13 protein-coding genes are annotated in these 12,877 nt (G+C 29.3%); all 13 read left to right on the top strand.

Annotated features, from left to right (window positions below):
• Window positions 1–99: 99 nt before the first annotated feature.
• The 13 genes from ACTG44_RS11475 to ACTG44_RS11415 all read left to right on the top strand — a co-directional run bounded on the left by ACTG44_RS11475 (window position 100) and on the right by ACTG44_RS11415 (window position 12,769).
• Entirely contained in the window at window positions 100–1,158 is a 1,059-nt protein-coding gene (locus ACTG44_RS11475) for a uroporphyrinogen decarboxylase family protein (protein WP_021385010.1), read from the top strand.
• A 218-nt stretch (window positions 1,159–1,376) separates the two neighbouring features.
• Entirely contained in the window at window positions 1,377–2,024 is a 648-nt protein-coding gene (locus ACTG44_RS11470; RefSeq protein ID WP_021385005.1) for a corrinoid protein, read from the top strand.
• Between the two features lie 38 nt (window positions 2,025–2,062).
• Window positions 2,063–3,088: a methylcobamide:CoM methyltransferase MtbA gene (locus tag ACTG44_RS11465; RefSeq protein WP_044213618.1), complete on the top strand. Its 1,026-nt coding sequence runs from the start codon at window positions 2,063–2,065 to the stop codon at window positions 3,086–3,088.
• Window positions 3,089–3,107: 19 nt separating this feature from the next.
• Complete coding sequence (locus ACTG44_RS11460; protein WP_479920480.1) at window positions 3,108–4,919, top strand: ASKHA domain-containing protein; 1,812 nt, start codon at window positions 3,108–3,110, stop codon at window positions 4,917–4,919.
• Between the two features lie 65 nt (window positions 4,920–4,984).
• A complete protein-coding gene (locus tag ACTG44_RS11455; RefSeq protein ID WP_021385016.1) occupies window positions 4,985–5,809 on the top strand; it encodes a uroporphyrinogen decarboxylase family protein in 825 nt (274 codons plus the stop codon).
• Between the two features lie 50 nt (window positions 5,810–5,859).
• Window positions 5,860–6,936, top strand: a complete 1,077-nt coding sequence (locus ACTG44_RS11450) for a uroporphyrinogen decarboxylase family protein (protein ID WP_479920479.1) — start codon at window positions 5,860–5,862, stop codon at window positions 6,934–6,936.
• A 30-nt stretch (window positions 6,937–6,966) separates the two neighbouring features.
• Window positions 6,967–7,806, top strand: a complete 840-nt coding sequence (locus ACTG44_RS11445) for a MetQ/NlpA family ABC transporter substrate-binding protein (protein ID WP_054270637.1) — start codon at window positions 6,967–6,969, stop codon at window positions 7,804–7,806.
• A 95-nt stretch (window positions 7,807–7,901) separates the two neighbouring features.
• Window positions 7,902–8,870, top strand: coding sequence for a methionine ABC transporter ATP-binding protein (locus tag ACTG44_RS11440; RefSeq protein WP_021385017.1), 969 nt, complete (start codon window positions 7,902–7,904; stop codon window positions 8,868–8,870).
• Window positions 8,863–9,519 (top strand): methionine ABC transporter permease, encoded by a 657-nt coding sequence (locus ACTG44_RS11435; RefSeq protein WP_021385024.1) that lies wholly within the window; start codon window positions 8,863–8,865, stop codon window positions 9,517–9,519. Before ACTG44_RS11440 ends, ACTG44_RS11435 begins: the two co-directional genes overlap by 8 nt.
• 28 nt (window positions 9,520–9,547) lie before the next feature.
• Complete coding sequence (locus ACTG44_RS11430; RefSeq protein ID WP_479920478.1) at window positions 9,548–10,351, top strand: transporter substrate-binding domain-containing protein; 804 nt, start codon at window positions 9,548–9,550, stop codon at window positions 10,349–10,351.
• The gene (locus tag ACTG44_RS11425) at window positions 10,344–11,012 is read left to right on the top strand and encodes an amino acid ABC transporter permease (protein ID WP_021385036.1); all 669 of its coding nucleotides are present in this window, start codon (window positions 10,344–10,346) and stop codon (window positions 11,010–11,012) included. The genes ACTG44_RS11430 and ACTG44_RS11425 overlap by 8 nt, the downstream gene beginning before the upstream one ends.
• A gap of 237 nt (window positions 11,013–11,249) precedes the next feature.
• Window positions 11,250–11,912, top strand: coding sequence for an amino acid ABC transporter permease (locus tag ACTG44_RS11420; protein WP_479920477.1), 663 nt, complete (start codon window positions 11,250–11,252; stop codon window positions 11,910–11,912).
• 59 nt (window positions 11,913–11,971) lie between these two features.
• Complete coding sequence (locus ACTG44_RS11415; RefSeq protein ID WP_021385033.1) at window positions 11,972–12,769, top strand: amino acid ABC transporter substrate-binding protein; 798 nt, start codon at window positions 11,972–11,974, stop codon at window positions 12,767–12,769.
• The last annotated feature ends 108 nt before the right edge of the window (window positions 12,770–12,877 follow it).

The raw sequence follows: 12,877 nt of genomic DNA, 5'->3' as shown, positions 1-12,877 counted from the left end.
CAGAGAAAGAAATTGCCTTAAAAGTTGAAATTTTTAAGGTGATTTTTTCTATGTTACTATAATAACTTATCAAACAATATATTAAATTAGGAGATGATGATGATGGAATTGACTTCTGCTGAAAGAATGAAGGCATTAATGAATAAAGAAAAGTTAGACCGTATACCAGTTAATCCAAACGTTACTTTATATGCTGCTAACATTTCAAATTATTCTTCAAAAGAATATTATATGGAACCTGAAAAAGCTTTTAAAGCTCAAATGTGTTCAATAAATTTACATAAGTACGATGCTACTCCAGGTTATGCAATTCCAGAATGGCAAACTTGGGATTTTGGTGGTGAATTAATGTTTTCAGAAACTCCAAGAATAAGATTGCCAAAAGTAATAAGAAGACCTATAGAGGATATAAAAGATGTTAAAAATCTAAAAATGCCTGATGTAGACACTGCACCATCAGCAATTAGGTCTTTGAAATTTGCTAAAATATGTGTGGAAAATGGATTTGGATTTTCCGTTCCATCAGGTTCTCCATTTGGTGGAGTACAAAGTATTTTAGGAACAGAACTATTATTAAAATCCTTAAGAAAAGACCCTGAAGTAATACATCATCTTCTTAGAATGGTGACTGATTACATGCTGGCAATAACAAAGAAAAGCATAGATACATTTGGTGTAGAAAAAATATCAACATTTTCAGCATATCCTATGGAATCTCATGGAATTATTTCTTCAAAAGATTTTGAAAGATTCTCTATTCCATATATAAAAGAGATTCAAGATATATATCAAGCATGGGGTATTAAGAAATGGATAGTACATCTTTGTGGAGACCATAAGGAAAATTTAAAATACTGGACAAACGAATTAAAATTACCAAGCAGAACTGTATTTACATTAGGTTATGAGATGGATATGAGGGAGACAGCAGAAATTTTGGGTGATGAATACATTATTGGTGGAAATGTAAGGAATTCTATTATACATTCAGGCAAACCTGAAGATGTATATGAAGAGAGTAGAAAAGCAATTGAACAAATGAAATATTCTCCAGGAGGATTTATATTGATGCCAGATTGTGCATTAACTCCTCTTGCTCCAGCATGTAATGTACAAGCTATGGTGAGAGCCGTAGAAGATTTTGGAAGATATGATTAAGATATTTATATTGATATTATGGAATAGACTCTTTGAATATATGTTAGTTAGTAAATAGATTTTTCATATTAGACAAAAAATAATAAAAATATTAAATTTAAGATAAGATAAATTATTTTGACATAAAAGTATTTTAAAAATGACTTTATAGTTACTATTATTGTTCAGTTTTAAACATTGGAAAAATGAAAATTAAATTGGTTAAGGGGGAAATGTATATGAGTAAAGAAAAAGAGGAATTATTAAAAAAATTAGCTTATAACGTAGTTGAGATGGAAGAAGAACAAGTAGTAGAGATAGCAAAAGAGTATTTAAAACAAGATTTTGACGCATTTGAAGGAATAGATAAGGGGCTTTCTGTTGGAATGCAAAGAGCTGGTGAGTTGTATGAAGAAGAAGAATATTATGTTCCAGAATTACTTTTATGTTCAGATGCAATGAATGCAGGTATTGATGTTTTAAAACCTCATATTAAAAAAGAAGATTCAAAAAAAACTGGAAAAATAGTAATGGGTGTTGTGCAAGGTGATACTCATGATATTGGAAAAAATATAGTAAAAATAATGTTAGAAACAGCTGGATTTGAAGTTTACGATTTAGGAAGAGATATACCTATGAGTGAATTTGTTGAAAAAGCTAAGGAAGTAAATGCTGATATCATAGCAATGTCTACTCTTATGACCACAACTATGGATAATATGGAAGTTTTAATAGAAGATTTAAAAGGTCAGGGGATAAGAGATAGTTTCAAAATAATGATAGGTGGTGGTCCTATATCTGAAAGCTATGCTAAAAAGATAGGTGCAGATGGATATTCACCATCAGCAGCAAAAGCTGTTGAATTAGCAAAAAAATTAGTATCCTAAGCGTTATTTATATTATATAAAAAGGATGGTAAATTAATTTGTATACTTGCAAAGAGAGATTATTGAAGGTTTTAAATAGAGAGTCTGTTGATAGACCTCCTTGTATTTGCCCTGGTGGTATGATGAACATGGTTGTAGAAGATGTGATGGATATGAAAGGAATAAGTTGGCCTGATGCACATTTTGATGCTATTAAAATGGCAGAGCTCACTTATGGTATCTATGAAAATGATGGTTTTGAAAATTGTGGCGTACCATTTTGTATGACTATAGAAGCTGAAGCAATGGGAGCTAAAGTTGATTTTGGAACTAAAATTACAGAGCCTAGAGTAAACTTTTATCCTATGGACACAATATCTGATTACGTAAAATTAAAAGAACTTGATGTAAATATTGGACGAGCAAAAGTTGTTATAGATGCAATTAAGTATTTAAAAACTAAAGATAGTGATGTACCTATCATTGCTAATGTAGTTGGTCCAATAAGCGTTGCAACATCTTTAATTGAACCTACTATATTTTATAGAGAATTAAGAAAAGATAGAGAAAATGTTCATAAGTTTTTAGAGTTTGTTACAGAAAATATAATTAAATTTGCAAAGGCACAAATTGAAGCTGGTGCAGATTTAATAGCTATTGCTGACCCAAGTGCTACTGGAGAAATACTTGGACCTAAAAAATTTGAAGAATTTGTGGTTCCATATATAAATAGAATTTTAGATTCATTAAATGAAGAAGACAATAATATTCCAAGCATAGTACATATTTGTGGAAGATTAAAAACTATATATCCTCAATTGAATAGTATTCATAGTTTAGGTATAAGTTTTGATTCAATAACTGATGAAAAACAGGTTGTATTAAATGTTCCTAACAAAGCAATTATTGGTAATGTAAGTACATATGCCCTTGAATATGGGACTGAGGATAAAGTTGGAGAAATAGGAAGAAGATGTATAAAGAATGGTATAAATATTTTATCTCCAGCATGTGGAATAGGAGCTAGGACTCCAATTAAAAATATACAATCAATGGTTCTGAGTGCACGAGAAAGTGAATGTTAAGCATATGGTAGGTGTCAAAATGTACATATTAACTGTAAATGATGGATATGGAGAACAAAAAATATTAAAGTTTGATTCTGGAAAAAATTTGTTGGAAATTTTAAAAGAAAATGGAATAATGATTGAAAACCCCTGTGCAGGTAAAGGGTATTGTGGAAAATGTAAAGTTAAAATCTTAAGTAATATTAAAGATAAGAATTTAGAGGAACAAAGAAGGTTTTTAAGTGAGGAAGAAGTTTTAGATAATATTAGGTTAGCATGTTTATATCAAGTAGATGGAGATATTGATATAGAATTGTTGCATGATGAAAAAAAGGTAGAAGTATTAGAGGAAGGTTATATGCCTAAGTTTGATTTAAATCCTGCTGTAAGAAAAGAATGTAAGATATTTTCAGAAAAGTCTCTTTTACAAAGTGACGCAGTAGAAAAATTATTATTAGAAGATAAAGAAAGTTTACCCTTAAATGTAATAAAAAGGTTTTCTAACTTAAAAGAAGGAGAAACCTATACAATAACTAGATATGATGGAAAGATTATATCCATAGAAAATGGAGATACAAGAAGTTTGATATATGGATTTGCAGTTGATATTGGTACAACTACTATGGTGGTATCATTAATAGATTTAAATACTGGCAAAGAAATTAAAAGTGCTTCTTCTATAAATCCTCAAAAAAGCTATGGGTTGGATGTATTATCAAGAATTAATTTTGCATCAAAAGAGAAAAATGGAGCAGAAATTCTAAGTAAAGTGGTTGTTGAATGTTTAAATAATCTATTTAATTATTTGTGTGAGGATAATAAAATAGCAAAGGAAAACATTTATGATATATCAATTGCTGCAAATACTACAATGTTACATTTACTCTTAGGAATAAATCCTAAAAGTTTAGGAGTAAATCCATATAGACCGATGTTTAAAGATAGTAAGACTTTTTTAGCTTCAGATATAGGTCTAGAAGTATCAAATTATACAAGGCTTTACTGCTTACCAAGTGTGTCTGCATTTATAGGTGCTGATATTACTGCAGGTGCTATTGTCACAAATTTAAAAAAAGTAAATCAGAAGATACTTTTCATAGACATAGGAACTAATGGAGAAATGATTTTATCTGATTGTGGAAAGTTAATCGCATGTTCATGTGCTGCCGGACCAGCATTAGAAGGAATGAATATAACTTGTGGAGTACGAGCAGGTGAGGGAGCTATTGAGGGGATAAGTATTAAAGATGAGGGAATACAAATAGATATTATAGGACAGGGAAATCCAAATGGTATTTGTGGAAGTGGTATTTTAGATTCTATATCTGAAATATACAAAGCGGGTCTGATTAATAAGAGCGGAAGAGTAAAGAAAAAAGATGATTTTAATGAGGATAAATTTCTTAAAAATCTTTTGGTAGAGGATGGCAAAAAGAGAAGTATAGTATTATCTAAAAAACATAACATATATATTACTCAAAATGATATTAGACAAGTTCAGCTAGCAAAAGGAGCTATTTTATCTGGTATTTTATCTATGTTACATAATTTAAAATTAAATCCTAGAGATATTGACAAAGTAATAATAGCAGGTCAATTTGGAGCACATTTAAAGGTTGAAAGTATTGTTGGTGTAGGAATGGTTCCTATAGAATTTAAAGATAAAATTAGTTATATTGGAAATTCTTCTAAAAGTGGTGCAATTTTATGCCTTTTAGATATATCAAAAAGAGCTGAAGTAAATGATGTTTTGAAAACATGTGATTACTTAGAATTGTCATTACTAGAAGATTATGAACGTTTATTTGCAAGTTGTTTAAGCTTTGATATAAGTAAGTTGAGTAAATAAGTAAGTGGAGGTGAGTTAAAATTAAAGAAAAATACAATTTTAAATGTACATATGATACTACAGGAATGGAAGAGTTAAAATTTCTAAAGGAAAATAATCTAAAAATACCAGACGTTTATCTAAAATGTGATGAAATGGTAAAGGCTACAAAACTTTTAAAAGAAAGTACAAAAAATAGAGTTTGTTATCTTCCATTATGTGACACTATGTGTGCACAAAGTTTAGGGGCAAATATTTTAATTGATGAATTGAGTACACCAAGAGTAAAAAGCTATAAATACAATGATATTGAAGAATTATTAAATCTTAAAAAAGTTCATTTAGATGAAGTAGAAGCTAATGAAGTATTAAAGGCAATAAAAAAATTATCATCTGAAAACGAAGATGTTATTTTAAGTATTGAAGGTCCAATTACTATTTTGAGTAGCTTAATAGACTTAACAACTATAGTAAAAGCTTTAAAAAATAGAAAAAATGATTTATACAAAATTCTAGAATATGTAAAAGATTTTATTGTAGAGTATGCTGTTAAAGGAGTAGAATCTGGAGCTAAAATTATATCTTATGCTGACCCAACTGGAAATATGGATATTTTAGGTAAGAGAACTTTTTGTAACTTAAGTAGTGATATAACTATAGAGATATTTAAAGAACTACAACAGAAAATAAATGGTAAAGCAAGTATACATATATGTGGAAGAACAACAACTTCACTTTTGAATTTAGGTCTTATGGAAATTGAAGAACTTAACTTTAATAATAATATGACTTATGCAGATGTTCTATTGAAAGAAGATTTATGTAAAGGAAGAATATTTGGGCAAAATTGTATTAAAAATACTAATAAAAGTGTATTCAATGAAAAGATATATACAGTCAGCATATTATAAGCATTTTAACTTTGAAGTAATATAAATTTTAATTATTGGGGCGTGTTGAGATGAAAATATTAAAAGATGAATTAACACCTAAAGAAAGGGCGATTTTATATAAGTCAGGAAAAGAAGTTGATAGATTACCATGTTCATTTTCTTTATCTGAAACAGCACCTGTTATGTATGGATTAAATATAAGTGATTATTATTATTCCTCAGAAATGATGATTGAAATGGAACGAAACTTGGCAAGAGATTTTAATGTAGATTCTATGGGCGTAGGTTTAGGTCTTAGAGGCATAGGAGAAGCCCTTGGTTCTAAGTTAAAATATCCTAAGGATTCAGTCTCTTTTATAGTTGAGCCTATACTCAAAGATTATTCAATGCTTGATTCTTTAGATATAATAGACCCTTATAAAGATGGGAGAATGCCAGCTATTATAGAAGCATTAAAAGTCTTAACAGATGAATTTTCAAATGAAAGATTTATAGGTTCAAGTTTAGCAGGTCCAATAAGTAATGTTGTAGCTATAAGAGGAGCTGAGAATATACTAAAAGATACTGTTAAAAATAAAGAAAATTTACATAAACTTTTAAAATATACAGTAAAATGCATGCTAAAATACACAGAAGTAATTTATAAAGAATGTGGGTCAAGTGTCAGTCTAGCTGAACCAGTAGCTTCGTCTAATCTGATAAGCTTAGTGCAGTTTAAGGAATTTGTAAAACCGTATTTAGAAGAATTCGTACTAGGAGTTAAAGAAATTACAGGTTCAGCACCATCTATACATATATGTGGAAAGACTAAAGACAGATGGCAAGATTTAGTTGATGTAGGTCTTTCTGCGTTTAGTGTTGATAATTGCGAGGATTTAGAAGAGGTTAAAAAAGCAATTGGAAAAAGTATGGGTATCTCTGGAAATGTACCACCAGTAGAAATTATGAGAAATGGAAGTATTAATGATGTAATGGAATCAGTAAAGGAATGTATCTTAAAGGCAAGTGACAATCCATGTGGATTTACGTTATCTCCTGGTTGCCAAATTCCAGTAGGAACTCCTATTGAGAACATACATGCATTTATGAATGCTGCTAGAATTTACAGTAAAAATGCTGTAAAAGGCAAATTATGTACATTTTAAATATTAATAAAAATATCATTGGAGGAAGTCATGAAAATTAAAAAATTAATTAGTTTATCACTAATAGCTATACTATCATTATCATTAGTAGCATGTTCTGGAAATGATAATGAAAAAAAAGAAAGTGAGTCTGCTAAAAAAGAAGTAAAAACTGTTAAAGTAGGTACATCTGACCCTATTATAAAAGAAATGTTAGATGCAGTACAAAAAGATTATTTAAATGATGGTTATAAAATGGAAGTTACTCTTTTTGATGGAGATATAATAAGTCCAAATAGTGGAGTTGCTGAAGGAACTTTAGATGCCAATTTCTATCAACATAGTGCGTTTTTAGAGCAATTTAATAAAGATAAAGGTACAGACTTGTCAGCAGTAGGAGAGCCTATTTATTATTCAAAAATGGGTGTATACTCAGATAAATTAAAAAGCTTAAATGATGTTAAAGATAATATGAAAGTTGCTATACCATCAGATGCAACTAATAAATCAAGAGCATTAGTTTTATTAGCAGATGAAGGTTTAATTAAATTAAAAGATGGTGTCAAAACTTATAGTCCTTTAGAGGTAGTTGAAAATAAACACAATCTAGAATTTATAGAAATGGATACTGTAAAAATTCCAAGTGCACTTCCAGATGTAGATTTAGGAGTGGTTAGAGCAATACAAATAATGAAATCTGACAAAGACCCAGAAAGTGCTTTAGCTTTTGATGAGCATGGGTCAGAATATGGTATAGTTTTAGCTACTAAAAGTGAAAATAAAGACCAAGAATGGGCTAAAGCTTTAACTAAAGAGTTAAAAGGAGAAAAAGTAAAAGCTATAATAGAAAAAAATTATGGTACTACATCAGTTCTTATAGAAGATAAATAACATAATTTTTAGATTTAACTATTTAAAAGAATTAAGCTGTTTTATGTGTGTATAAAAAACAGCTTAATTCTATGTGAAAAACTTGAGGTGATTATTTGATAAATATATCTAAATTGTATAAGTCTTTTGGAAGTTTAGATGTGTTAAAAGATATATCTCTTTCTATAGAGCAAGGCGAAATATTTGGTTTGATAGGGAAAAGTGGTGCTGGGAAATCCACACTTTTAAGGTGTATAAATCTATTAGAAGATTATGAAAAGGGTGAGATTTTAGTAGATGGGTGTGAAATAAAAAACAATTCACATCGTAAAATCAGAGAATACAGAAAGAATATAGGAATGATATTTCAACATTTTTCTCTATTAGAAAGACAAAATGTATATAATAATATATCTATTCCAATGAAGTGTTGGGGATATAAAAAAGATGAAATAGAAAAAAAAGTAATGGAACTTGTAAAAATAGTAGGTATAGAAGATAAGATATATCAAAAGCCTAAAGAATTGAGTGGAGGACAACGTCAGAGAGTTGCTATAGCTAGAGCTTTATCACTGGAGCCTAAAATTTTACTTAGTGACGAAGCTACATCTGCACTTGACCCAGAAACTACAAAATCTATACTATCACTTTTGAGAGAAATAAATGAAAGACTAAACATAACTATAGTATTAGTCACTCATCAAATGGATGTTATTCGAGAAATATGTAACAGAGTAGCTATATTAGAATATGGAAAGATAGCTGCATTGGGAGATGTCCAAAAGCTATTCTTGAATCAACCAGACTGCTTAAAGAGACTTTTAGGAGAGCAATCGGAGATTATGCCAGAAGAAGGTGTAAATATAAGAATATTATTTAAACAGGATAAAGCTAAAAATACATTGATTCCAGAAATGGCAAAACAAATTCCAGTTAATTTTTCAATTGTGTCTTCTAAGCTAGAAAAATTCAGAGATGATATTATAGGTACCACTGTTATAAACATGGATGCTAAAGATAAAAAAATAATTAGTGAGTATTTAAATAGTAGATGCATAATTTGGGAGGCTTTAGATAATGGATAATCCAAGTCTTGTAATAAATAAAATAATAATTCCTGCAGTATTTGATACTATTTATATGGTTACATGGGCTACTGTTATATCTTCTATAATCGGTTTTATATTAGCTATTATATTAGTAGAAACTTCAAATGAAGGACTTAGACCTAATAAATACATATATAAGATTTTAGATTTGATGATAAATATAATTAGGTCATTTCCATTTATCATATTGGCGGTGTCTATAACTCCAATTACAAGATTTGTAGTAGGTACTTCTATTGGAAAACAAGCAGCTATGTTACCTCTTATAATAGTTGCATCTCCATTTATAGCTAGATTAATTGAAAGTAATCTTAGAGAAGTTGATAAAGGTATGATTGAAGCAGCTAAATCTTTTGGTGCTTCAAATTTACAAATATTGTTTAGTATTATGTTTAGAGAAGCTATACCATCTATATGTTCAAGTATAACTCTTGCAACCGTATCAATACTTGGTAGTTCTGCTATGGCAGGAGCATTAGGGGCAGGAGGTTTGGGGTCAGTTGCTCTGATATATGGTTATCAAACATTTAACGATACTATAATGTATGGAACTGTAATTATAATAATTATAATGGTTCAAGTGATTCAAACTGTTGGAAATGTATTATATACAAAATTGAAATAAAATTAGATTTAAAAGGAGAGAACAAACTATGAAAAAGCTTAAGTTAATTATTATGCTTGTTTTAGCATCATCACTTTTAATTACAGGATGTTCATCAGGAAATAATAAAAATAAAGAAGAACAAAAAACTATAAGAGTTGCCACATCAGGAACGTATTTCCCTTTTGCTTTTAAAGAGAAGGATAAACTTAAAGGATTTGAAGTAGATTTCTGGGACGAATTTTCTAAACGAACTAATTGTAAAGTTGAATGGGTATTAACTGATTTTAGTGGATTATTTGGATTATTAGAAGCTGATAAAGCAGATGTAGTATCTGCTCAACTTACTGCGACACCTGAAAGAAAGGAAAAATATGGCTTTTCAGATGCTTATAATTATAGTGGAACAAATATTATTGTTAGAAAAGATGATAATAGTATAAAATCAATAGATGATTTAGTTGGTAAAAAGGTAGGCGTGGGTACTGGAGCAGTGGCAAATGAAATACTAAAAGAAAAGTATCCAAATGGCGAAATAAAAATAGTAAATTATTCAAGTGCAACTCTTAAAGGGAACTATCAAGACCTAGAAATGGGAAGATTAGATGCAGTGGTTGCACAGGATGTTGAGGCTTTAATAGCCATAAAAGAACAAAAATTAAATCTTAAAATGGTAGAACCTCCAATTCAATTTGGTGCTTGTTCTTTTGCACTTCAAAAAAATGAAAAAGGTGAAGAATGGACAAAAGAAATAAATAAAGTAATTGCAGATATGCACAAAGATGGAACTTTGACTAAAATATCTGAAACTTGGCTAGGAAAGGATATCACTAAGGAGCCTACTAATGAGTAATTTTAACTTTGAATTTTGTCTAAGTATATTTCCATTTTTAATTAAAGCCTTGGGAATAACAATACTAATATCTATTGTTGCGTTTTTCATATCAATATTATTAGGTGTGATACTTGCATTTTTTACACAGACAAAGTCAAAAATTTTGAAATATATAACTAAGGTGTATATCTCATTCTTTAGAGGAACGCCACTTTTAATTCAAATATTTTTCTTTTACTTCGGATTTCCAATGGTATTTTCTTTTATGAAAGATTGCTCACCTTATTTAGCAATAGTGATTTGTTTAGGGGTAAACTCATCTGCATATATGGCAGAAATTATACGAGCATCTATTGAGAGTGTTGATAAAGGACAACAAGAAGCCTGCTATGCTTTTGGATTAAGTAAATATCAGTCAATGGTTAAAATAATCTTACCTCAAGCAGCTACATCTGCAGTACCTCCTATTGTAAGTTGTACACTAGATATAATTAAGGGTTCTTCTTTAGGTTTAACTATAGGAATACAGGATTTGATGGGAGTAGCTCAAGTAGAAGCTGCTTCGAGTTTTAAGTTTTTTGAGATATATATGATAACGATACTAATTTATTGGGCGGTATCTATAGTATTAAGTAATATACAAAGTAAGGTTGAAAAAAGGATAGGAAAAGCATATTAGATTTTAGTGTTTAAAGATAGGTTATACAGATATGTTCCCTCTTGTAAATAAATTTTTAATTTTAGAAAAAATGAATTTAGTAGTCTAAATATCAAAAAAAATATGGTATCAAAAGGGTCTATATAATCAATTGATAAAATAGTTTTTTTCTATTGGAAAAATAAAGAAAATTCTATTATAATTTAACATGTGACAAAAGCTTGCAAAAAACAACATTAAGTGAGGGGGACTTATTTTATGATTTTTAGTATGAAATATTTTTTAGAATTATTTCCAATAATAATGAAATCGTTCAATGTAACTGTGATTTTGGCAATAAGTTCATTAATATTTTCATTAATTATAGGTACAATAGTAGCGTTATCATCTTATTACAAAGTGAAAGTATTGAATCAAATATGTAAAGTATATGTATCTATCTTTAGAGGGACACCTCTTATGCCACAGTTATTCTTTCTATATTTTGGACTGGCATATATGAGCGATTTTGTTAAAAATATGGACCCAGTATTTGCAACATCTATAGTACTTAGCTTAAATATGGGAGCTTATATGTCTGAAACGATAAGGGCATCCATACTTTCAATTGATAAAGGTCAGATAGAAGCAGCATATGCAATGGGATTAACAAATTTACAAACAATGAAAAGGATAGTGATACCACAGGCTGTAAGAGTTGCATTGCCATCATTATTCAATAATTTCATAGATTTAATTAAAGGGTCTTCTGTAGCTTTTGTTGTTGGAGTAAATGATATAATGGGTGCTGCTAAATCACAAGGAGCATTGAGTTTTAAGTTTTTTGAAGTATATGGAGCAGTTATGGTGATTTATTGGTGTATAATAACTCCTTTAGGATGGGGACAAAAAAAAATAGAGAAGAAAATAAGCAATTATTAGAGTATTAAAAAAATACATATAAAGTATTTTTACATAAAAATGGTGTGAGGAGAAGAGATATGATAAAAAGAAATATTATAAAATGTTTAGTAGCAGTTTTAGCATTAACAGTTGTAACTACTGGTTGTTCAAAAAAAGAGGAAGTAAAGAATGAAAAAGTTATAACTGTAGCTTCATCTAATTCAGCTGACCCATATTCTTATGTTGATAATGGTGAGCATAAAGGTTTTGAAGTTGATATGTGGAAAGAGATTGGTAAAAGAAGTGGATATGAAATAAAAATGGAGCCAACAGGTTTTAGTTCTATATTTGGTATGTTAGATTCTGGTAAAGTTGATGTAGCAGCCAACTTCTTTGGAATGTCTAAAGAAAGATTAGAAAAATACGATGCTTCTATACCTTATGGTTCTGATGCTGTATGTATAGCTGTAAAAGATGGGAACAATGAAATTAATAAGCTTGAAGATTTAAAAGGAAAAGTTGTAGCAATTTCAGAAGGTTCTCAAGGTCAACAGGTTGCAGCTAGTGTTAATAAAGACAATTTATTTGAAGAAAAGGTTTATGGTGATGGAACTAATGGTATTCAAGATTTAGATTTAGGAAGAGTTAGTGCATGGATTGATGCGGAACTTACTGTTGTAGGTGATGCTAAAAAAGCTAACATGAAGATAAGAGTATTAGATGATAAATTATCAGTTACTAATATAGCATATTTCTTTAAGAAAAATGATGAAAAATCTAAAACTATAAAAGAAGATGTAAACAAAGCAATAGAGGAAATGCTTGCAGATGGAACAGTGAAAAAAATATCTGAAAAATGGTTTGGAATGGATGTAAGTGCTGATATACAAAAATAAGTACTCCAAAATTAAAATATAAAGTTTTGATAACTATAGATAAGTATACTAAATTTATCTATAGTTATCTGTGTATTACAATGTATTTCTATTAGTCTTTATAAATAA

This window comes from Clostridioides sp. LIBA-2809 (assembly GCF_056688965.1).
Note: the sequence above shows the minus strand (reverse complement) of the source record. Positions and strands in the feature narration are given on the sequence as shown.